The organism is Burkholderia vietnamiensis LMG 10929 (assembly GCF_000959445.1).
Taxonomy (GTDB): Bacteria; Pseudomonadota; Gammaproteobacteria; order Burkholderiales; family Burkholderiaceae; genus Burkholderia; species Burkholderia vietnamiensis.
The window spans coordinates 400314-422431 of the sequence record NZ_CP009632.1; the positions used below are offsets into that span (position 1 = coordinate 400314).

At 63.2% G+C, this 22118-nt stretch carries 21 protein-coding genes and 3 pseudogenes; 15 read left to right on the forward strand and 9 right to left on the reverse strand.

Features of this window, described 5'->3' with window-relative positions; genetic code table 11:
* Positions 1–194: 194 nt before the first annotated feature.
* Positions 195–299, forward strand: a pseudogene (locus AK36_RS34830) (transposase); the annotation flags it as partial.
* A gap of 235 nt (positions 300–534) precedes the next feature.
* The gene (locus AK36_RS33425; RefSeq protein WP_011879994.1) at positions 535–1317 is read left to right on the forward strand and encodes a hypothetical protein; all 783 of its coding nucleotides are present in this window, start codon (positions 535–537) and stop codon (positions 1315–1317) included.
* Between the two features lie 946 nt (positions 1318–2263).
* Here the strand turns inward: AK36_RS33425 and AK36_RS26640 are convergent.
* Positions 2264–2698: a winged helix-turn-helix transcriptional regulator gene (locus AK36_RS26640; protein ID WP_043292613.1), complete on the reverse strand. Its 435-nt coding sequence runs from the start codon at positions 2696–2698 to the stop codon at positions 2264–2266.
* Between the two features lie 109 nt (positions 2699–2807).
* Here AK36_RS26640 and AK36_RS26645 point away from each other — a divergent pair, with 109 nt between their 5' ends.
* From AK36_RS26645 to AK36_RS26660, 4 genes are read left to right on the forward strand one after another with little or no spacing between them, the layout of a single operon-like run.
* A complete protein-coding gene (locus tag AK36_RS26645; protein ID WP_011879997.1) occupies positions 2808–3425 on the forward strand; it encodes an FMN-dependent NADH-azoreductase in 618 nt (205 codons plus the stop codon).
* Between the two features lie 4 nt (positions 3426–3429).
* A complete protein-coding gene (locus tag AK36_RS26650; RefSeq protein WP_011879998.1) occupies positions 3430–4083 on the forward strand; it encodes an NAD(P)-dependent oxidoreductase in 654 nt (217 codons plus the stop codon).
* A 29-nt stretch (positions 4084–4112) separates the two neighbouring features.
* On the forward strand, positions 4113–5024 hold the full coding sequence (locus AK36_RS26655; protein WP_011879999.1) for an oxidoreductase: 912 nt from the start codon (positions 4113–4115) through the stop codon (positions 5022–5024).
* A 29-nt stretch (positions 5025–5053) separates the two neighbouring features.
* Positions 5054–5422, forward strand: coding sequence for a DsbA family protein (locus AK36_RS26660; protein WP_224383410.1), 369 nt, complete (start codon positions 5054–5056; stop codon positions 5420–5422).
* 8 nt (positions 5423–5430) lie between these two features.
* Here AK36_RS26660 and AK36_RS32045 read toward each other — a convergent pair.
* A protein-coding gene (locus tag AK36_RS32045; protein ID WP_144410680.1) for an IS5-like element IS402 family transposase occupies positions 5431–6248 on the reverse strand; the annotation gives its coding sequence in 2 pieces (ribosomal slippage) (positions 5431–5900 and positions 5900–6248; 819 coding nt in all).
* On the opposite strand from AK36_RS32045, the gene AK36_RS32050 reads away from it, so the two are divergent.
* The 4 genes and pseudogenes from AK36_RS32050 (at position 6232) to tnpC (ending at position 10423) form a co-directional block, all read left to right on the forward strand.
* Positions 6232–6630 (forward strand): DsbA family protein, encoded by a 399-nt coding sequence (locus AK36_RS32050; RefSeq protein ID WP_224383411.1) that lies wholly within the window; start codon positions 6232–6234, stop codon positions 6628–6630. The two genes, AK36_RS32045 and AK36_RS32050, sit on opposite strands and share 17 nt — an antisense overlap.
* Before the next feature lie 761 nt (positions 6631–7391).
* Complete coding sequence (locus AK36_RS26665; RefSeq protein ID WP_011880000.1) at positions 7392–9206, forward strand: sensor domain-containing diguanylate cyclase; 1815 nt, start codon at positions 7392–7394, stop codon at positions 9204–9206.
* 163 nt (positions 9207–9369) lie between these two features.
* Positions 9370–9678 (forward strand): annotated as a pseudogene (locus AK36_RS34770) (transposase); the annotation flags it as partial.
* Complete coding sequence (gene tnpC, locus AK36_RS26675; RefSeq protein ID WP_230681678.1) at positions 9644–10423, forward strand: IS66 family transposase; 780 nt, start codon at positions 9644–9646, stop codon at positions 10421–10423. The pseudogene AK36_RS34770 and the gene tnpC, both read left to right, overlap by 35 nt.
* 727 nt (positions 10424–11150) lie before the next feature.
* Here tnpC and AK36_RS26680 read toward each other — a convergent pair.
* A pseudogene (locus tag AK36_RS26680) lies at positions 11151–12048 on the reverse strand (manganese catalase family protein).
* A 263-nt stretch (positions 12049–12311) separates the two neighbouring features.
* Positions 12312–12524, reverse strand: a complete 213-nt coding sequence (locus AK36_RS26685) for a hypothetical protein (protein ID WP_043292618.1) — start codon at positions 12522–12524, stop codon at positions 12312–12314.
* A gap of 163 nt (positions 12525–12687) precedes the next feature.
* Between AK36_RS26685 and AK36_RS26690 the strand changes: the two genes are divergently transcribed.
* From AK36_RS26690 to AK36_RS26700, 3 genes are all read left to right on the forward strand, one after another.
* Positions 12688–14097 (forward strand): HlyD family secretion protein, encoded by a 1410-nt coding sequence (locus AK36_RS26690; RefSeq protein ID WP_043292761.1) that lies wholly within the window; start codon positions 12688–12690, stop codon positions 14095–14097.
* A gap of 85 nt (positions 14098–14182) precedes the next feature.
* Entirely contained in the window at positions 14183–15775 is a 1593-nt protein-coding gene (locus AK36_RS26695) for a DHA2 family efflux MFS transporter permease subunit (protein WP_045579623.1), read from the forward strand.
* Between the two features lie 50 nt (positions 15776–15825).
* Positions 15826–17676 carry an efflux transporter outer membrane subunit gene (locus AK36_RS26700; protein ID WP_106919385.1) on the forward strand — a complete coding sequence of 617 codons (1851 nt, stop codon included), beginning with the start codon at positions 15826–15828 and terminating at the stop codon, positions 17674–17676.
* 10 nt (positions 17677–17686) lie between these two features.
* Here the strand turns inward: AK36_RS26700 and AK36_RS26705 are convergent, their stop codons facing one another.
* The 3 genes from AK36_RS26705 to AK36_RS26715 all read right to left on the reverse strand — a co-directional run bounded on the left by AK36_RS26705 (position 17687) and on the right by AK36_RS26715 (position 19297).
* A complete protein-coding gene (locus AK36_RS26705; protein WP_172820471.1) occupies positions 17687–18241 on the reverse strand; it encodes a GNAT family N-acetyltransferase in 555 nt (184 codons plus the stop codon).
* Positions 18242–18639: 398 nt separating this feature from the next.
* A complete protein-coding gene (locus AK36_RS26710) occupies positions 18640–18864 on the reverse strand; it encodes a hypothetical protein (protein ID WP_045579625.1) in 225 nt (74 codons plus the stop codon).
* A gap of 64 nt (positions 18865–18928) precedes the next feature.
* Positions 18929–19297, reverse strand: coding sequence for an HPr family phosphocarrier protein (locus tag AK36_RS26715; RefSeq protein ID WP_011880011.1), 369 nt, complete (start codon positions 19295–19297; stop codon positions 18929–18931).
* 258 nt (positions 19298–19555) lie between these two features.
* Between AK36_RS26715 and AK36_RS26720 the strand changes: the two genes are divergently transcribed.
* Both AK36_RS26720 and AK36_RS26725 read left to right on the forward strand, forming a co-directional pair.
* Complete coding sequence (locus tag AK36_RS26720; protein WP_014725746.1) at positions 19556–19900, forward strand: zinc ribbon domain-containing protein YjdM; 345 nt, start codon at positions 19556–19558, stop codon at positions 19898–19900.
* 42 nt (positions 19901–19942) lie between these two features.
* Complete coding sequence (locus AK36_RS26725) at positions 19943–20779, forward strand: class I SAM-dependent methyltransferase (RefSeq protein WP_011880013.1); 837 nt, start codon at positions 19943–19945, stop codon at positions 20777–20779.
* A gap of 48 nt (positions 20780–20827) precedes the next feature.
* On the opposite strand, the gene AK36_RS26730 is transcribed toward AK36_RS26725, so the two are convergent.
* Positions 20828–21016: a CopG family transcriptional regulator gene (locus AK36_RS26730; protein ID WP_011880014.1), complete on the reverse strand. Its 189-nt coding sequence runs from the start codon at positions 21014–21016 to the stop codon at positions 20828–20830.
* 73 nt (positions 21017–21089) lie between these two features.
* Positions 21090–21848, reverse strand: a complete 759-nt coding sequence (locus tag AK36_RS26735; RefSeq protein WP_045579626.1) for a YoaK family protein — start codon at positions 21846–21848, stop codon at positions 21090–21092.
* Positions 21849–22118: the final 270 nt, after the last annotated feature.

Genomic DNA, 22118 nt, shown 5'->3' on the forward strand with positions numbered 1-22118 from the left:
CAACTTGAGACATTCGACGCGGCAGCCTACTTCGTCGACAATCGGAAATCCGAGCGCCGAACGATTTGCGAGGCAACCGACGGTCAGCGAGTGGAGCGTCCATGCGACGTGGTGGCCGCGCAAATTAGGGCAGTCGGATAAGTGGTTTGTCCGGGGCCTAAGCCAGCGATAATGCTGGCAAAGGAACCGAGGAAATGACGAAGAGAACCCGACGGACGCACTCAGCGGTGTTCAAAGCGAAGGTAGTGCTGGCAGCGGTCAAGGGCGAGTGGACGTTGGCTGAACTGGCGCAGCAGTTTCGATGTGCAAGCGCCACAACCAAGCGCTCATCGCGCTCGTACGGCGCCGCCACGACGTTCTGTTCGCCATGCTGCGCGACGGTACCAATTACCAACCCAAGTCAGCCCCTAACACTTGGCGAAACACATAGCCCCCCCGGACGGGACGCAATACCTGCTCGAGCGCACGAAGTGGTGCGATTTTTTGTCAAATAATTGACATCGCAAAGCAAACTCACTTCACATTAAAAATGACATGAATCTATCTTTCGATTATTTTTCGGTCAGAATGATGGTTGCAGGAATCATATTGCTTTCAATATCTCAGGCGGCATTTCCTGCCGCGAAAGTAGTAGAATCGACTCATCCAATGTATTACGGCAAGGTGGATGGAGACAGGCTAATATCACTTACAATTCCGCCGCGAGAGCTAATTCTTGATATGAATCCTGTTAACTCCATAAAATCTGAAGCGAATGATTTCAAACAGGCTCGTTATTATTTCCCGAATGCCGACACTCCACTGTCAGTGGTAAAGAATTTAGAGAGAATCTACAGATTCGACCGACGTCGGGATGTTCCTATTGTGTCCTCAAGTCTTGATTGGGTCATCGCAGAATATTTCAAAGCAAACTCTCATGTTCCAATTTGCCGTTTCAGGCTCCTAGGGAAGAGCGTAGAGCGCCAGGAGCAACTTGATTTTTCAGGGAAAGTAGTCAAAATTATTCTGATCGGCTGGGCACCTCGAAATTCAACGGAAGATGAAGAACGGGTTCCTGATCTCTCGGTATTGGGTGAGCACCCCGCATGGATTCGCGTATTGCGAGTGACGCCTGACGGAAGAAAAACTCTGGTCGCAGAGGCCTGGAAAGCGACAGATGTTCCATTCGATGCGCCAACGGATAGCGAACCGAAGGCGAGTGATCTCTATTTTGGATTGCCAAATGGAGCCAGACGCTGGCGTTCGATAGCAGATTTTACGAAATATAATGAAATTGACCTTCACGCAGCATGTTTATCGGGGGCTAAACCGAGGTAGGACGTGATCCTGAAATTATACTTATTTTTCGTAACTGAGCGCCTTGATTGTCGCTTCCGGGTCCGATTTATGCTTCTTATGCATCACGCGCATAGCCAAGATGGTAGTCACGCTCGATCATGGAACGTTGGCCGGCAGGGCCAATATCGCATTCGTTCCTGTCGTCACGACGCCGTCGACAGTGCCTGCCGTTTCGCCAGTATTGCCACCCGTAGAGCAAAGCAAAGATGTCAATTCGAGGTGCCCATCGCACGTGGCTCTTGGCTCCCGAGTTGACGACATCATCGACAATCTCTCCGAAATAATGCCGTCACTTCGTCTATGTCCGAAGCAACGTCGTCAATTCACGTCGCACACTCCCCTGCACGACCGTAGAGGCATGATTTATATACGATTCTCGGTATGCGAATCGCTCACACGCCCTGGACGACTGCATGGGCGGTGGCGGCTCGGCCGCTACCGACGGCTTCCGGCCGAGGCTATGTGAAAACTCGAAACTATCCGGTTTTCGAGTGTCGCTTTACCCCTCCCGAACCGCTTCGAAACCCGTACGTGGCGATCTGGCGAGCCGAGTTTGTCGGCCGGTGCGTTCGGCGCGGGTTGCTGACCGAAACCCGAACGGCTGCAATGGGTCGGCTACGGAAGTTGGCGGCTGATGTTGCAGTGCACGACCGGCCCCCAGCGCCGGACTTCCGGGTTCGGCCATGAAGCGTCATTGGTTTGCGTCAACGGCGAGACGTTGAGGCGTCCCGTTTGGCTCAGGGAGCGGACACCCAAGTCAGGCTATGCGACTTTTCCGATTGGTCGTGGCCGACTCATGGTTGGATAGATCGGAAAATGCAGCGCCTTCTCAGCCCACGAAAGATCCGCGTTGGAACAGGTCCCAACGGGAGCCGGCATTTGGATTTCGCCGCTGTATTGGCACAAGCCTACGGTCTGGACCCGTCTATCGACGCTGGTAGACAACGCCCTGAATCGAGACCTGATCTGGCTCCGGCGCCTCGTCAAAACGTTTATGCGCCTCGGCAATGGAGACTTGATTCTCGCTCGCCCAGTTGACCAACGCCATGACAGGCTTCAACAGCGTTCTTCCCATGTCAGTGAGTTCGTAATCGACGCGAGGAGGAATCGTTGGATACATCGTTCGCGTTATCAGTCCGTCGCGTTCCAATCCGCGCAAGGTGAGTGTCAGCATCCGCTGGGAAATGCCGTCGATGCCGCGCTTCAATTCGTTGAAGCGCCGCGGGCCATTGGCCAGCATAGCGACAATGTAGAGGCTCCACTTGTCGCCGATGCGATCCAGGATTTCACGAGTTGCCAAGCAGCCGCCAGCGTCAGGTGCAGGCATATCGGCAGGTAGCTCGGGGTGACTAAGTGACATGCGTGTGCCTTCTTGTGGGGAAGCGGCAGGAACCATACCATCCTTTGTATAAATTGGTAAGTAAGAATCAATACCTTACTAAGTTCTCTTTTTATACCTTGGAGCCGCCATGAGCCACACCCTACTTGTCACTTCCAGCCCGCGCGGGGCTGACAGCCTTTCCACTCGCTTTGCCACCGAAATCGCCGATGGCATCCAAGCCCGCTCGGGCGGTCCGCTGACCGTGCGCGACCTTGCCGCGAATCCGCCGCCGCACATCACGCCAGCCTACATCCAGGGCCGGATCACGGAACCCGAAGATCGCACACCGGAACAGGTCGAGGCGGTGAAGGTCGCGCAAGAATTGGTCGATGAGTTGAAGGTCGCCGATGTGATCGTGCTCGGTTCGGGCATGATCAACTTCGGTCTGCCCTCGCAGCTCAAGGCTTGGTTCGATCACGTCACTTGGCCGGGCGTCACCTTCGGCTACGGCGATACTGGGCCGAAGGGGCTGCTGGCCGGCAAGAAGTCCTATCTCGTTACCGCTACCGGTGGCGTGTTCTCGGAAGGTGCTTGGGCACCGTTCGACTTTCAGACCAATTATTTGCTGTACCTGCTCGGTTTCATTGGCCTGACCGACGTCGAAGTAGTGCGCGTCGAAGGCACGGTTTTCGGCCCCGATGCGGCGCATGCCGCAATCGCCAACACCGAAACGGCCATCAAAGCCTTGTTGGCGAAGGCTGCGTGACCTCATGGCCGGGAAAAAAACTATCGCGCTGTTCGGTGCGACCGGGCCGACCGGGAGGCACATCATCGAGGAAGCCTTGACGCAGGGCTACAAACTGTCGGTATATACGCGCGACGCAAAGAAACTCGCGCCGTTCGCGGGAAGGGTAGAAATCGTTGTCGGCGACCTCAAAGACCAGCGTGCCATTGCGAAGTGCGTCCAGGGTGCGGATGCGGTCATTAGCGCCCTTGGTCCCAACAGTCTCAAGGTGCAGGGCGATAAGCCGATCATGCGCGGCTTGACCAACATCATCGCCGCGATGAAGCGCGCGGGCGTGCGCCGTCTTATCCAGATTTCTACGGCTGCCTATCGTGATCCCAAGGATGGCTTTGCCTTCAAAGCTCATGCGTTCGCGCTGTTGTTCAAGGTTATCGCGAGCAAGGGGTATGAGGACATCAAGGCGACTGGCGAATTGATCGCCAATTCGGACCTGGACTGGACACTGGTACGCATTCCGAACCTAAAGGATGGTCCCGCCGATGGCCGCGTGGATGTGGGTTGGTATGGAAAAACCAGACTCGGCACGAAGCTCTCCAGAGGCAACGTTGCGAAGTTCCTGGTCGACCAGGTGACCGACAGGAAGTTCGTGCGTGCCGCGCCAGGCATCGCTAACCATTGACGCAATGACGTTTCGACACGGTTCACGCCATGAGCGGATTCACCAATGCTGATGTACCCGATCAATCGGGCAAGACCTTTATCGTCACCGGCGCCAACACCGGCATAGGCCTTGAAATAGCGAGTACGTTGGCGGCACGGCGAGCCAGGGTGCTTCTCGCGCGCCGCGACGAGGCAAAGGCGGAAGCTGCTATTAGCCGGATTCGTCTGAAGACTCCTGAAGCGAATCTCGCATTCCTGCCGCTTGACCTCGCAGACCTGACGAGCGTGCGGAACGCAGCAAAACTGGTCGAAAAGGAACCGCGCGTCGACGTGCTCATCAATAATGCGGGCGTGCAAGGGCCGAAGCTGAAGCGCACGGTGCAAGGCTTCGAGCTGACATTCGGCGTCAATCATCTTGGTTGCTTTGCGTTCACCGTGCTCATGTTGCCCAGGCTCACGGAAACATCTGGGTCGCGCATCGTTGTCACGAGCAGTGGTCTGCACAAGAGCGCGAAGATCGAATGGGACGATCTTAATGCGGAGAAGAGTTACAAGTGGATGCCTCGCTATGCAGCCAGCAAGCTTGCGAATCTGCTTTTTGTCTTTGAGCTGGATCGGCGACTGCGGGCGGCGGGGATAGCGGTTACGGCTTTGGCCTGCCACCCGGGTCTTGCTGGAACCAACCTTGCGCGCGATAGCTGGTGGGGCAACATCGCAATGTCATTGATCGGCCTGTTTTTCAACACGCCGGCTCAGGGCGCGTGGGGCGCATTGCAAGCGGCGACCGGACAAATAAAGTCCGGCGGCTATTACGGGCCGACGAAAACTTCCGAATTGCGAGGTCCCTCTGGTGAATGCACTCCGTCTCAGGACGCGCGGAATCCAGAACTCGCAAAACGACTGTGGGACGTATCGGTTCAACTGACCAGAATCGATGTCGAGCTACCTTCAAATGCATAGCGTGCAGATCAGACCGCCAGAACATGGTTATGCAAATAGCCATCTATACTGAAATCACATGCGCGTGGTGCATCGTCGGGCATCATTGTCTCGACAAAGTGCTGGCGGAGCGTTTTCCCGACCTGGTCGTTGATATCCGGCAGCATCCCGTTCTGCTGCTGCCCGATGCGTCGGCAGGTGGCCTCTATATTCCCGACTTGCTGCGTTCGCGCTACGGCATAACCGATCCGAAGGTGGCCTTTGCTCGCCCCGAGGGAGAAGCTCGCGCTTCGGACTTCTCCCTGGATTTTGGCCGCCAGCTCTGGGCCTATCCGACTCAAGCTGCTCATGCCGTGATTCTGGCAGCCGCTGGTCGTGACACGCAGCACAGGCTCGCCGTTGTAATCACTGACGCTTAGAGACGGTTTCATAAAGACTGATCGGCCCGCCGAAGGGTATTCCAGCAGATCAGACAGCAACCGAGTTTGAGGAACGCGCTGTGAATGTCTGCACGGCGCTCGAAACGAATACGGAGACGACGGAAGTGATGCAGCCAGGCATGCGTGCGTTCGACGACCCAGCGATATTTGCCAAGGCCGCTGCCATGTTCGGTACGGCGCTTGGCGATCACTGGCTCGATACCGCGATCGCGCAACGCGCGCCGATGTCGCTCGGAGTCGTAACCGCGATCCGCGTAGACCACACGCGGCCGCTGCAATGGGTGGCCACGCAATCCGCGGATCGGCGGAATCGCGTCGATCAGCGGCAGCAATTGCGTGACGTCGTTGACGTTCGCGCCGGTCAGGATCGCGGCGAGCGGCGTACCGTTGGCGTCGGTGACGATGTGGTGCTTGGAACCGGGTCGCGCGCGATCGGTGGGGTTTGGCCCAGTTTTTGGCCTGCCCCAACGGCGCGAATCGATGATGAATCGACGGCGGCTCGTGAGAAGTCGATCTGGTCCGCTGCGCGCAGCTTTGCGAGCAGTAGCTCGTGCAAGCGATCCCAGACACCGGCTGCTTGCCAATCGCGCAGCCGGCGCCAACATGTCACGCCCGAGCCGCATCCCATCTCGGCCGGCAGGTCGCGCCAGCGTAGTCCGGTCTTGAGAACGAACAGGATGCCGGTCAGCGCGGCGCGATTCGAAACAGGCAGGCGGCCCGGGTTCTTCTCGCGCCGCGGCTTGGGTGGCGGCAGTAACGGCTCGATCAGTGTCCACAATTCATCGTCGATGATCGGCTTGGCCATCTCCTCAGTCTCGGTTGTTCCGATGCCTGAGGTTAACAGCTCACCGCGAAAGTTAACAGCCCCACGGGGCCTTTTTGAAACCGTCTCTTACTTCATCGAAGCGAAGAATATTTCCGACGCGGATGTATTGGCCGACATCGCAGCCGACTACGGTTTCGACCGCGACCAGGCGCGTGCCATCGCACTTGATCCTGAACAGCACCGCCGCGTCGAGCAGGAAGCGGCCAGGTCGGCCGGTGCCCGTGTCCGTTCGGTTCCTCACTTTGTCTTTGGGGAAAGCATTGCCATCAATGGGGGACGCGGCGAAGACGAGATTGCTGCGGCAATACGAGCGGCTTCCGGTGCAAACTCATCTCTGATGCGGCTTCCTCGCATCCAATGACTCGGAGCTCGGTGTACGTCAAGTCGATAAGGTTCTGCGGCGCTGTTGACAGTGTTGGCCGATGCCCGACCAAAAAGACCGGTGGTCGGATGCCTGCAGTACCTCAAGAAGCGACAAAGGGAGCGCGATCTTACGACCGACCGTTCCGGGTCGACCTGCGCTGGTCGCACTTTGTAGGGCGGTGGCCGGCCGCGTTCGGCCAAGGCTGTGTGAAAACGCATGCTGAACATGGTTTCCTCACAGATCGACCCTTCAGATCGCGCTGTATTGGCTTGGCAGCAACTCGGGAAGGGTAAAGCGACACTCAAAAACCGGGTCCTTTCGCGTTTTAACACAGCCTCGGCCATGACGCGCCATTTGCTATCGGTGTGACGTGGTCGTTAGAGCGATCACTCTGCCCCTGAAAGCAGACCTCCCGCTTGGACGCGATGTTCGCATCCGTCGTAGTTGCGAGTGTAACGTCAGACACTATCTCGTCTGTGGTAAAACCCAAGGGGAAAGTTTATAAATGAGAATCGGTTTCTTTCTTATTCTGATGTTACCGATTGAATGTTGAACTCGGTTGGCTTGGCCAGACTTGTTGGCATCACAGGGGGCATCTTGCTCCAAGGACGGAGCGATCTCCATCCTGCGACAAACTTTCGACATTCAATACGCGACGCGATCATTCACCATTGCGGAGCGCTAAACTTCGCGCTTACTAAGCCGTTATAGATCCTGCTGACTTCGCTGTTTTCGATCTCATAGAATAACGGTTTTGTATGCTCACAACCGATTCCGACGATGATGCGGTTGCGTCCGCCGGCTCTGCCGCTGGCGAAGTTTCACCTCTGCTGGCGAGTCCCGAATGCGAGGCAGTGACCCGTCTGGCGCGGGCGCACTTCGGCGTCGTCACTGCGCTGGTCACGTTGTCCGCCCCGGAAGGGCAGCGGTTGCAAGCCGTCGATGGCGTATTTCCCCATGCGATTCCGCCTGACCTGTTCGCTAAACGTATCAACGTTGAGAAGGAATCCGAGAAGGTAGTCGTCGTCCCCGATACGCACGACGACTCGCGCTTTTTTTTCGAAGATCGCGGCGTTACTGCAAAATTGCCGCGCTTCTTTGCCGCGTGCGCACTTACTGCCAGCGACGGCCGCCATCTCGGCGCCCTGTGCCTGCTGGATGACGCGTTTCGCACGCTCGACGAAGGGCAACGTGCCTTTCTGCACGAACTGGCGACGATAGCCGCGCAATCGGTTGCCCGAGGTCAAGTGGAAGCTGAACTGCGCGGCCGTGCGGCTGAACTGCAGGCCGAAAAGGATCTGATTACGCTTGCACTTATCGGAAGTGGGACCGGTGTTTGGGACCGCGATGTCACCACGGGTGAAATTCGCTATTCGCCGGAATGGAAGGCGATACTCGGCTATGAGTCGCATGAAATCAGCAACCGGATTGAAGACGCCTACCTCCGTTTGCATCCCGACGAGCGGGAGTATGTCAAGGAGACGATGCAGGCTCATTTCGAAAACAGGACGGACCGCTATGAAATCGAGCACCGCATCCGTTGCAAGGATGGCACCTACAAGTGGATCTGCAGCCGCGGTAAGGTAGTCAGCCGCAATGGCGACGGCCGTGCGCTGCGTATGGTCGGCACGACCACAGACATTACCGGTTTGCGCGATATGGCCACGCAGTTGCAGGAGACCATTAGCCTGATCACCAACCTGACGAACGAAGTGCCGGGCCTCGTCTTTCAATACCGGCAAACGGCTGATGGGCGTGGTGTCTTCGCATACGCGAGTGATGGCGTAAGACAGATATACGAAGTGACGCCTGAACAGGTCGTTCGCAGTGCGGACGTAGTCGAAGCGCGAATTGATCCACGCGACGTCGCCGGATATCGGCAGTCGCTGCTCGAATCGGCGGCGAACCTGACGCCGTGGCGCTTCGAATACAGGGTAAGATTGCCGCAGCAGGGCATTCGCTGGCGGCAGAGCGACGCTCGGCCACAACGTATGGCTGATGGCAGCACGTTATGGCACGGATTTGTTACGGATACAACCGAGCGCAAGCGTATTGAGGCAGAACTGCATGAACTGGCAACGGTCGACCACCTGACTCAGTTGGCCAATCGGCGCCACTTCATGACACAAGGCGAAGCGGAACTTGTCCGGATCCGGCGCGCCGAGAGTCGCATTGCTGCGGTGCTTATGCTTGACCTCGATAATTTCAAGGCGCTCAACGATCGCTGGGGACACGCGCTCGGCGACCGCGCACTTAGACACTTCGCCGGGCTGCTGCGATCAGAGGCGCGCGCAGGCGACATCGTAGGGAGGATTGGCGGCGAAGAATTCGCGGCCGTTCTGCCGGACAGCGGCACCGAGGAAGCGATCGCATTCGGGCTGCGCGTGCAGCGTCGTGCCGCTGAAACACCTCTGGTTCTGGGCGAACAGCACGTCGCACTGACCGTCAGCATCGGCGTCGACAGGATGTATGCGACGGATGTCGGCGTCGATCAGGCACTCACTCGATGTGACAAGGCGCTATATCTCGCGAAGGAGCGCGGCCGCAACAGGGTCGAGCTCTATCGCGAATGACTGCGCAGCTTCGCGTTCGCGGCCATTGCGCTCTCTGACGTAAAGGCATTCCAAGGTGTATCGATACGTGCGTGTCCCGAGTAAGCGCGTCCTCAGCACCGTCTCGACGATATGAAGGGAAGTTGCCAAAGTAGTCCCCACCAGAAAAGTAGTGGGGACCACAGTGGCAACAGACGCACCGAAGAGAAGTTCACGCAAAGGCATCCCGAATCACCCCATCGAACTCCGGCGGAAGCCGGCTCAGCAGGCCTGCGAAGCAGGCGTATCGGTCGCGCGTTTGGCAATGGAACATGGGTTGAATCCGAACCTCGTATTCAAATGGCGCCGAGCACTCCGTGCTGGCGAATACGATCCGGTGGATTTGCTGCCCGTGACAGTGGACACACCTGCGCAAGAGATGGAGCAGCCGGCCCCGGCGCCAGTTACTTGCGCAACTGCTGCAGGCGCCATCGAGATCAGCGTGGGCAACACCCGCGTGCGCATCGAAGGCTCGCCCAGCGAAACCACGCTACTGTTGGTGCTGCGCATGTTGCGCAGCACGTCGGAATCGGCAGCATGATCGGCTTACCCACCCGCAGCAGCACCTCGAATCGTTCAACGGCACGCTGCAGGCCGATGCCTACGGTGGTTACCAGGCGATTTACGAAACTGGACGAGTGGCCGAAGCAGCGTGCTGGGCCCATGCCCGGCGGCAGTTCTACGAACTGCATGCTACGCGGCCGAATGCCTTGAATACGGAGGCGGGGGAGCGCATCGGCGCGCTGTACAAGGTCGAAGAATCGAGTCGAGGCAAACCACCCGACGAACGACGGTCGTGCCGACAAATTCACACCAAGCCCTTGCTCGATCAACTCCATGTGTGGCTGAGCGCCACACTGGAGACGCTCTCGCGCAAATCCGACACAAGTCGGGCGATACTTTATGCCCTGAACCGCTGGGAGGCGCTCACGCGCTACTGCGGCGACGGACGTCTGGAGATCGATAACCTGCCGGTCGAACGCGCCTTGCGCGGTGTGGCAATTGGCCGTCGGAACTATCTGTTTGCCGGCGCCGGCTCGGGAGGTGAAAGAGCGGCCGCAATCTACAGCTTGATCGGCACGTGCAAGTTAAACGGCATCGATCCCGAAGCCTATCTGCGTCACGTGCTCGTCCGCATCGCAGAGCACCCAGTCAATCGCATCGGTAACTTGCTGCCCTGGAACGTATTGGTCACCTAACTCGCGAAGTCTCTGCCTATGACATACAAGCACTACGCTGTCGTCAATGAGGTCTGTCCGGTATGCGGCCAGGGGCGCGTGCTTGTAGCCGCCAAATCGAAAAGTTCGGGGGTCTTTGCGCCCTGCGAAGACTGTGAATCTGAATGGAGCCATCCCGACGAAACACATGACACAGAGCTTGCCTCGCGATACAGACACGCCTTTGCACGCTATCTGCGCCTAGACGAGTTAATGGCGCATTCATGGTATTGCCATGTTCTGAACAAGTAACTGTCGCAGGTATTCGGTCCCCGTCAAGACGGTGCTCGATACACGCTTACTGTCCCGAGCTGTGATAGTGAGTATCGAGATCGCAGGTTCGCGGCCAGAAATCGTGGGAGTGAACTTTCTCGTCGGTCATCGTCGAATTATCCGTGCGTATTGCGGTCGCACCTGCATTCCGGATGCATAGTGGTGTTGGCTCTCGTTGGAGAATCATCAGGCAGATGACGCGTATAACGCTAGGAACAGACCCAGAGCTGGTTGAGTATCGAACGGCAGAGAGGGGTTGAATCCGCAGTCGATCCCGGCCGTTGACGAAGTGACGGTTGCCGCGTCGCGGCGCGATGGCATCACGGCGATGCGCCATCGCGGCTCCACGGCTCCACGCCGTCAGAGCATCACATCCTCACGGCAGCGCGGCGCATTCAACGCCACGCCGCCGACTCCTGCCGTTAGCACCTGCCGCTCACCGCCCGCCGTTCGATCCCGCCGCAGTATCCCGCGGTGCGTCGGCACCAAGCTCCGCGCCCGTGATCGGATCGCAGCGCGGGTCCGAAGCGAGACGCCGCGTCATCGCTTCGAGCGCCTGCGATTGCTGCGGTTCGACCACGCCCTTCGCGGCGCCGTCGCCGCCATCGACGGCCGGCTCACCGCGCCGCAACGACAGCGAATCGCCGCGATTCCACGGGCCCGGCACAGGCTCGCCGTCCTGCATGCGGAAGTACACGCGGTCGTAGGGCTCGACCGGCGGCAGCTTGCCCGGCGGGAAGTTCGCGGTGATCGCGTACAGCGCCTTCTCGAACGACTTCTGATGCGATACCTCGCGGGTCATCAGGAAGCCGAGCGCGTCGCGGATGCCGGGATCGTCGGTCACGTTGATGAGCCGCTCGTAGATGATCTTCGCGCGCGCTTCGGCTGCGATGTTCGAGCGCAGGTCGGCGGTCGGCTCGCCGATCGTGTCGATGTACGCGGCCGTCCAGGGCACGCCGCCCGAATTGGTCAGCGGCGTGCCGGCGCCGTACAGCAGCAGCGTCACGTGGCTGTCGTTGCCTGCGCCGTGCAGCTTGCGGTACAGCTCGGCCTGCTCGTCGACGGCCTCGGCGAGTTCGCCCTTCGCGCCGCGATTGAGCATCGCGACCAGCGAGCCGATCACTTCGAGGTGGCTCAGCTCCTCGGTGGCGATGTCGAACAACATGTCCTTGCGGCCCGGATCCTCCTCGGTGACCGCCTGCGTGAAATAAGCGCATCGCGGCGGCGAGTTCGCCCTGCGGGCCGCCGAACTGTTCGAGCAGCAGGTTCGCGAGCCCCGGATTGGGCGCATCGACGCGGACCGTGTACTGAAGCCGTGTGTTGTGAATGAACATGAAACCTCCGTTGAAGAAGGGGAGCACACCTGCTACGCAGCCGCGAGCACGACGCGCACACGTAGTGCTCGGGGCTGCTACGGCGCACGCATCGTTGCCGGGCGGCGTTCGGGTGCTGGAAGGACGCAGAAGCCATACTGCTGATGGGGCCGATGCACGGCCCTGCGTCGCATCCGTCCGCGATTTTTCAACGCGTTGTCATTTCTGCCGTCAGCGCGCGAGCATGCGTGCAGCTGCGCGGCGATAGCACCGGGCAAGCGCAGTCAGCGCGTATCGCCGTCGCGTGTGGGCATGTGCGCCCCGGCACCATCGGCCGGTGCGCCTTCATCGGAGGACAGCGGCTTGCCTTCGGCCGGATCGTGCGCGCTGCGCGGCCGCGGCGTGTGCGTGCCGTGCGGCTTTCCTTCGGGGCCGGGCGTGCTGTCGCCGCGGTCCTGTCCTTGCGAATCGGTATCGAGTGAATTCGAACGGGTCATCGGGCTGGCTTCCTGTCGGAACATTGGGGAAGGCGCGCACGCATCGCCCGTGCCGGCGCCTTCGCGTGGCGATCGACACGGCCGGGCGCGCCGTTTGCTCGCCCGCGCCCTCGAGGCCGGCCCGCGCAATGTCGCGCGCGGCCGTTGCCTGGAGCGATGTTCGATGTCAGATGCGACCCTGTTCCCGCTGTCCGATCCGCAGCAAGTCCTTGCCTCCCTCGTGCGTGCTTTTACGTTTACGCCGGCACGACGCGCGGCCGTGTGCGCGTGGCGCGCGCTCGCGCTGCCCCGCGTCCCGGTATCGGCCTACGCCGGTGGTGCGGTCGGACTGGCGCCGCGCGTCGCCGTTGCGCGCGCCGGAGACGGCAACGCGGCCGGCGGCGACGACGGCAATGCCGGCCGCGACCGACGCGACGAACGCGATGAGCGCGACACCGACGCGCCGGGCGGCGGCGGCGGTGACGGCCATCCGCACGACGATCGCGGCGGCCGCACCGGCGGCGATGGCGACGGCGACAGCCATGACGGCGAACGCAAGCGCCCGGGGAAGAAGCCGCTGATCATCCTCGGCGCGGTGCTGCTGGTGTTGCTGATCGCCGGGCTCGTGTGGTGGCTCGCGACGCGCGATCAGGAGAGCACGGACGACGCTTATACCGACGGCAACGCGGTTGCAATGGCGCCGCACGTGTCCGGCTACGTGACGCGGCTTGCCGTCGACGACAACACCTTCGTGCATCGCGGCGACGTGCTCGTCGAAATCGATCCGCGCGACTATCGCGCGCGGGTCGACGCGGCGCGCGCACAGCTCGGCCTCGCGCAGGCGCAGCTCGATGCGGCGCGCGTGCAGCTCGACATCGCCCGCGTGCAGTATCCCGCGCAGTACCGCCAGGCGCGTGCGCAGATCGAGTCGGCGGACGCCGCTTACCGGCAGGCGCTGGCCGCCCAGGAGCGCCAGCGTGCGGTCGATGCGCGCGCAACCTCCCAGCAGGCGATCGACGCCGCCGATGCGCAGCGCGCCAGTGCCGACGCGAACGTCGCGATGGCCCGCGCGCAGGCGCGCACCGCGAGCCTCGTGCCGCAGCAGATCCGCCAGGCCGAGACGGTCGTCGAGGAGCGCCGCCAGCAGGTGCTGCAGGCGCGCGCGCAGCTTGCGACGGCCGAGCTCGATCTGTCGTACTGCGAGCTGCGCGCGCCGTCCGACGGCTGGGTCACGCGCCGCAACGTGCAGCTCGGCTCATACCTGCAGGCGGGCGCGTCGGTCTTCTCGATCGTCACGCCGCAGATGTGGATCACCGCGAACTTCAAGGAGTCGCAACTCGAGCGGATGCGGATCGGCGATCGCGTCGACGTGTCCGTCGACGCGTATCCCGATCTCGACCTGCACGGCCACGTCGACAGCATCCAGCTCGGCAGCGGCGCGCGGTTCTCCGCGTTTCCGGCCGAGAACGCGACCGGCAACTTCGTGAAGATCGTGCAGCGCGTGCCGGTGAAGATCGTGCTCGACGGCCCGCTGCCGAACCGTCCGCCGCTCGGTCTCGGCCTGTCGGTCGAACCGACCGTCCATCTGAAATGACCGGCTGCCGTGAGGCGGCCCGCTTGCTCCGGAGCGACGCGATGTCTCTGATGCGCATACTCTGCACGCGCCGCGAGGGCCGCCGATGAGCCGGCCTTCCGCTGCGCCGCATTCGTCCGGCAACGGGTGGCGCCCCGCCGCGAACCCGTGGGTCGTCGCGATCGTCGTCACGCTCGCCGCCTTCATGGAGGTGCTCGACACGACGATCGTCAACGTCGCGCTGCCGCACATCGCGGGCACGATGTCCGCGAGTTACGACGAGGCGACCTGGACGCTCACGTCGTATCTCGTCGCCAACGGCATCGTGCTGCCGATCTCCGGCTTCCTCGGCCGCCTGCTCGGCCGCAAGCGCTACTTCGTGCTGTGCATCGCGGCGTTCACCGTGTGCTCGTTGCTGTGCGGCGTCGCGACCAACCTCGGCGAGCTGATCGTGTTCCGCGTGCTGCAGGGTTTGTTCGGCGGCGGGCTGCAGCCGAACCAGCAGTCGATCATCCTCGACACGTTCCCGCCCGAGCAACGCAATCGCGCGTTCTCGATCTCGGCGATCGCGATCGTCGTCGCGCCGGTGCTCGGGCCGACGCTCGGCGGCTGGATCACCGATCACTTCTCGTGGCGCTGGGTGTTTCTGCTGAACGTGCCGATCGGTGCGCTGACGGTGCTCGCGGTGATGCAGCTCGTCGAAGATCCGCCGTGGCGGCGCGGCGCCGAACGCGGGGTGTCGGTCGACTACATCGGCATCGGGCTGATCGCGATCGGCCTCGGCTGCCTGCAGGTGATGCTCGATCGCGGCGAGGACGAGGACTGGTTCGACTCGAACTTCATTCGCATTTTCGCGGTGCTGTCGGCGCTCGGGCTGGTCGGCGCGACGCTGTGGCTGCTGCGCACGAAGAAGCCGGTGGTCGACCTGTCGTGCCTGCGCGATCGCAATTTCGCGCTCGGCTGCGTGACGATCGCGACCTTCGCGTCCGTGCTGTACGGCAGCGCGGTGATCGTGCCGCAGCTCGCGCAACAGCACCTCGGCTACACGGCCACGCTCGCGGGGCTCGTGCTGTCGCCCGGCGCGCTGCTGATCACGCTCGAGATCCCGTTCGTGAGCCGGCTGATGCCGCACGTGCAGACCCGCTATCTCGTCGGCTTCGGCTTCGTGCTGTTGTCGGCCGCGCTGGTGTATTCGCGCCGGCTCGTGCCGGACATCGACTACACGCATCTCGTGCTGATCCGCTGCGCGCAGTCGCTCGCGATCGGCTTCATGTTCGTGCCGATCACGACGCTCGCATATTTGACCGTGCCGCAGCGGCTCAACGACGACGCGTCGGCGCTGTTCACGATGTTCCGCAACGTCGCCGGCTCGATCGGCATTTCGGTGTCGACCGCGTTGATCCGCGAACGCACGCAGGCGCGGATGGCGCATCTGTCGACGCACATGTCGCCGCTATCGCAGAACTTCCAGGACGCGCTGCACGACCAGGCACGTACGGTCGCCGCGCTGTCCGGCGCGCCGCCGTCCGCCGCGTTGCAGACGGCGACCGGCCGGCTGTACGAAACCTTCATCTCACAGGCGACGATTCTGGCGTACATCGACGTGTTCGCGATCCTCGCGGTGTTCTGCGCGTTCAGCATTCCGCTGACGTTCCTGTTCTCGCCGGTGAAGGCCGCTCGCGGCGCGGGAGGGCATTGACGATGAAGACGACGCGCGCATCTCGCGGCGCAGGCGGACGGCGCGTGCCCATGCACGCGATCGCGGCTTGTGTTGCGGCTGCGATGTTCGGCGGGTGTACGGTCGGACCGGATTTCACGGCGCCGAAGGCTGATGTGCCGGCGAATTGGCACGATGTGCAGGGTGGGGCGGCGGCATCGACGCCAACATCCACGCCAACGCCGGGTGCGTCGGCGGCTGCGCCGCCGGCCGAGCGTGCGCGCTCGTCGCCCGTGACCGGTGCGGATCCCGACCCGCGCTGGTGGCGCACATTCGGCGATCCGCTGCTGGACCGGCTCGTCGCGCGCGCCGCGCACGATAACCTCGGCCTGCAGGCTGCGGTGCTGCGCATCGCGCAGGCGCGCGCACAAGTGCATGCGGCAGCCGCGCAAGGCTTGCCGAACGTACGGGCGAGCGCCAGCTATCAGCGCGAGCAGCTCGGGCTGAGGGGCATCATCGACGAGCAGGGCATCGAGCAGCGCATTGCCGGTCTCGGTGGGCCCGGCGCGCGCGGTGCGATCGACGCGCTCGAAGCGCCGGTCAACCTGTGGCAGGCCGGCTTCGACGCGTCATGGGAGCTCGACCTGTTCGGGCGCGTGCGCCGTTCGCTCGAGTCGGCCGACGCGCAGGCGAGCGCCGCGGTCGCGAGCCGCGACGACGCGCTGCTGTCGCTCGAGGCCGAAGTCGCGCAGACCTATCTGCAACTGCGCGGCGCCGAAAGTCAGCGCGCGTTGGCCGACGAGCTGGAGCGCGCGCAGCGCGATCTGCTCGACCTCACGCGCGAGCAGGCGGCGCACGGCCTGGCGAGCGACCTCGACGTGCGCAGCGCCGACGCACGGCTCGCGCAGATCCGCGCGCAGTTGCCGCAGTTCGATCAGCAGATCGTGCTGTTGCGCAATGCGCTCGCCTATCTGGTGGGTGGCGCGCCGGGCGCGCTCGACGACTGGCTCGCCGCGCCGCATGCATTGCCGCAGGTGCCGCCCATCGTGCCGGTCGGCCTGCCGTCGACGCTCGCGCGCCGGCGGCCCGACATCCGCCGCGCGGAAGCCGACCTGCATGCGGCGACGGCCGACGTCGGCGTGGCGGTCGCGCAGTTCTATCCGGATATCTCGCTGACCGGTCAGGTCGGGTTGCGCGCCGCGCACGTGCGCGAGCTCGCGCACTGGTCGCACCTGTTTTATTCGTTCGGGCCGGCGGTGTCGTTGCCGATCTTTGCGGGCGGTCAGCTGGTGTCGAACCTGCGCTTGTCGCAGGCGCGCCAGGCGGAAGCCGCGCTCGCGTACCGGCAGGCCGTGCTGGTGGCGCTGCGCGACGTCGACAACGCGCTGGCGGTGTACCGCACCGACCAGACGCGCGCGGCCGCGCTCGACGATGCGGTCAGAGCCGAGCAGGGCGCGCTCGAGCTCGCGCGCGACCGTTACCGCAAGGGGTTGTCGCCGTTTCTGGACGTGCTCGACGCGGAGCGTCAATGGTCGGAGGGGCGGCAACAGGCGGTGCAGGGCGCGTTGCAGACGACGACGGATCTCGTCGCGCTGTACAAGGCGCTCGGCGGTGGGTGGCAGACGTCGGGTACGGTTGGGGCTGCGAAGGTGAGGGATGTGGCGTCGAGGGATGTGGTGCCGAGGGATGAAGCGTCGAGGGATGAGGCGTCGAGGGATGAGGCACCGAGGGATACGGCGTCGAGGGATACGGCGTCGAGGGATGCGGCACCGAGGGGTGCGATACCGGGCGATGCGGCGTCGAGGGATACGGCGTCAAGCGATGCGGCATCGAGGGATGTGGTGTCGAGGGATGTGGCACCGAAGGATTCGACACCGGGTACGGCGACACCGAGCGATGCGGCGTCGCCGTCACGCGCGGCCACATCAGCCGCGTTTCAATAGCGCGCGGCCCTCACAGGCACGCGCGCGAGAACAGCAGCGAATCGGCGTCGTTGAAGCGGATGCGCACCGGATCGGCATAGCCGGCCTTCTGCGCCACGCGGATCGACGCGGTGTTGGTCGGCGCGATCAGGCAGACGCTGCGCTCGAAGCGCTGCTGCGCATCGAGCCAGTGCAGCGCGTGCGTGAGCGCTTCGGTTGCATAGCCTTTGCCGTGCGCCCAGCTCGCGAGCGCCCAGCCGGCCTCCGGCACGCCGCGGATCGACGGCTCGACCGCGCGGTGGAAGTCCGCGAAACCGAGATCGCCGACGTAGCGGCCCGACGCCTTCTCGCGAATCGCCCAGTAGCCGTAGCCGAGCAGCGGCCACAGTCCGCGATACGCGAGCAGCCGCATCCACGAGTCGCGCGACGCCGACGGCTTGCCGTTGAAGATGTGCGCGACGACGGTCGGCTCGGTCCACATTGCGGCGAGCGCGTCGAAGTCGCCGAGCGGATGGCCTTCGAGTATCAGGCGCGGGGTGTCGAGAATGGGCGGGGACGTGACGGGCGGCAGGGCGCTGGATGTCATCGGGCGTTCCATCGGGAAGGACGGGCGAAGGCGGCACGCGGCGTCGCCTTCGGGCTGCCGTACGATACCGCGGAACGCGCTGCGGATGCGCAAAGCCCCGCCTGTATCGTGGAATCCGCGCGTGTCGACGGCCGTCGCTACCCGTCGTTCTCGCGACGCTGTCGCGTGCGATCGCGCAGGCGCTCATCGAGTGCCGCTCGCTTGCCCGTCACGCGAGGCGTGCGGACCGCGGACTTGCGGACTTGCTGACTGGTGGGCTTGCAACTCACAGACCCAGAGACCCGCAGACTCGCGCGGCGACGCCCCGCGGAGCGTCGCCAACGAGACCCTGCTCATGCCCACGTACGGCCCGCCCGCGTACTGGCGCGACGCGTCAGCAGCCGCATGCCGGCCGCCGACTACTTGCGGCTTTTCAGAAAATTGCGCCCGTGCGTGGTGATCGACGCGCCGGAGCGGCCGTTCGCCGAATGGCTGACGAAACCGGCGCCGACGAGTTCGTGCTCGACCGACCAGCCGAGCGCCGGCGCATCGCGGCCATAGCGCACGTCGGCGAGGCGCTCGAGCGCCCACAGTGCGGCGGCCGACAGGTTGGGGGTGTTGGTGGACGTGGCGTTGTCGTTCATCGCTTCCTCTGGCTGGGTGATTCGGGGTGGACGGCACGGGGCCGTGGGGCCGGACGACGCAGCGTCAGCCGGCCTGCAGCAACGGCAGCAGCGCCTGCAGCGCGGTGTCCTCGTCGCGGCCGGTGGCCAGCAACTGGGCGGACGTGCCGCCGTGCAACTGCAGCGCCGCGATCGCGGCGGCGTCCTTGGCGGCGGCGCTGACGCCGTTGGCGATCAGCAGGATGTCGCTTTCGAAGCGGCGAGCCGCCGCGACCAGCGCATCGCGCGCATGGCTCGCGCGCTTGCGGTTCCATGCCGCACCGATTTGGACGTAGACGACGGTTGCCACGATGCGGATCAGCGGCGAAGCGCGCGGCCGGAACGGCGCGCGGCGGCCGGCAGGCTCGGCGTCGCGACCGCGCGGCCTCTGGCTCGGGTGCTTGCGTCGCTGCATCGTGCGACCAGCCTGGCTGCATCATCTATCTCGAACATGTCGGCATCCTCGGTTAAGCGGCGATCAAGTCCGGCGAACGATCGGAGTGGGAGATTATAATACGTACACCAGTTTATGTGTATGGCATTATAATGTCGTGCGCATGATCTGCGGCCTGTCGAACGTCGGCGGGCCGCTGCGACATGCGATCCCGGCGCCGGTTTGCGCGCCGGTATTTTTTTGTCGATTGACCCGAACCCCCACCGAATGGAAGCTGCAATGAACGCCGCCCCCGCCTGCCCGCAATGCGCGATGGAAAACACTTACCCGGACGGCACGCTGTACGTGTGCCCCGACTGCGGCCACGAATGGTCGGCCGGCGCCGGCGCCGAAGCGGGCGACGAGCCGGCGGGCGACGTCGTGAAGGATGCGAACGGCAACGTGCTGTCGGACGGCGATTCGGTCGTCCTGATCAAGGACCTGCGCGTGAAAGGTTCGTCGATCACGTTGAAGATGGGCACCAAGGTGAAGAGCATCCGGCTCGTCGGCGGCGATCACGAAGTCGATTGCAAGACCGACATGGGCGGCTTCATGCTGAAGGCCTGCTACCTGAAGAAGGTCTGAGCGCGTAATGGCGCGGAGCGCCAATCGCAAGGCTTGCCGAACATGAGCGACGATCGGGCATCGTACGATGCATTCCTGCGTTTTCTGGCGACGCCGTTGAGCGACGGGCGTCCGTTCGTGCTCGAGACGAAGCACGCGGTGTCGCTGCATTTCGATCATTTCGGCACGCAGAGCTTCATGTCGCTGAAGGATCCGGTCCGGCTCGAACTCGGCTACACGCGCGTGATGATGGGCTTCCTGCTGCTGCAGCCGGCGCCCGCGCGCATCAGCATGCTCGGGCTCGGCGGCGGATCGCTCGCGAAGTACTGTTACCGCCACTTGCCCGACAGCGCGATGGAGGCGGTCGAGATCAATCCGCAGGTGATTGCGTTGCGCGACGTGTTCCGGATTCCGCACGACGATGCGCGCTTCGCGGTGGTGTGTGCGGACGGCGCCGACTACGTCGCGCGTCCCGACGTGCGAGCGGACGTGATCCTGCACGACGCGTTCGTCGCCGACGGCACGGCCGGCCGCTGCACCGGCGCCGAATTCCTCGACGCGTGCCGTGCGCGGCTCAGTGAAACGGGTGTGCTGGCGATCAACTTCATGAACGACGATCCGGCGCTGCCGCGGCATCTCGAACAGCTGCGCGCGGTGTTCGACGATTCGTACTCGCTGGTGCCGTGCGGCGACGACAACAATTTCATCGCGTTCGCGTGGAAGAACGGCAACCCGTTGCCGTCGTTGCGCGTGCTGCTCGAGCGTGCGCTCGCGTTCGGTTCGGCCGGCGAGCTCAAGCTCGCGTCCACCGCGCGGCGCATGAAGGCGGGCGAGGGTATCGACCCGGCGCGGCTGGTGTGGCGCGCGCGCGAACATCCCCGCTGGGAAATCTGCATGTGACGGCGTGACGGCGTGGCGCGTGACGGCGCCGCCGCCATGCGCGCAGCGTTATTTCCGTACCCGCTTCGCGACCGCGCTCTTGGTCTTGTAGCTGATGCCGTGCGTGTCGAGATATTCGCGGATCAGCTGACGCACGACTTGCGACGGCGTGAGATCCTGCTCGGCGCACAGTATTTCGAAGGCTTCCTTCTTCGCGGGATCGATCAGGACGGTCAGGCGGGCGGTTTTCGTTTCCATCGTCAGGCGTGCGTATTCGATAGGTTGATCGGATTGAAATTCGTCGGCATTGGCGGCCGGGCCGGGGCCGCGCTCAACGCCGGCGTTCGAACCATGTGAGCAGATCGTCGATCACGGGCATCGCGGCGAGCATGACCAGCACGCCGGCGAGCGGCACGGTCGACACGTAGCCGACATGCTTGAAGCCGATCGCGCCCATCAGCCCGCCGATGAAGAACGACGAGAGCATCGTCGCGTGAATCTTCAGCTTCGACCGGTTGGCGATCACCGCATGCGCGTCGACGACCATGGCCGAGCGGTTCCAGTAGAACAGCTTGCCCAGCTCGATGCCGAGATCGGTGACGATGCCGGTCATGTGCGTCGTGCGGATTTCGGCGCCCGACATCTTCGTGATCGTCGCGTTCTGCAGCCCCATGATGAAACAGAGCAGCGTGACGGTCGCCGGCACGAACAGCCCTTCCCACAGCGCGAGATGGCTGCCGAGCAGCCCGAACACCAGCAGCAGCACGGCTTCGACCAGCAGCGGCAGCACGAACTGGCTCTGCAGCCCGCGCCGCCGCCCCCAGTTGACCAGAATCGCCGAGCAGCCGGCGCCCACCAGGAACGACGCCAGCGAGCTGACGCCGGCCAGCGCGAGCGGGATGTCGCCGAGCGCGGTCTGATCGGCGATCGCCGACACGATGCCGCTCATGTGCGACGTGTATTGCTTGACCGCGAGGTAGCCGCCGGCGTTGGCCGCGCCGGCCACGAACGCCAGCGAGAAGCCCAGCTGGCGATTGGCGGGTGCGCTCCGGTGTTTTCCGGTCAGACTCAGGAAGTACTGCGCTGGCATATGGGTACGGGGTTCGCTCGATCGCCCGGATCGCCGGGCACGGACAGGGCGGCACGCGCCGGTGCCGGCCCCGGACCTGCGGGCCGGCGGCAAACGGTGCCGGATCGCTTGCATCATCTGCGACACATGATAATTACATTATCATACTCTGTTAGTCAGACCGCACTTTAAGTACAATGTCTCGCGATGCCGACAGAGCGTGTTTTTCGGCCGGCATCGTTCGCGCAGCCGGTCGCCGGCTGCTTCCGGATCGATCCGGCCGCACCCGCC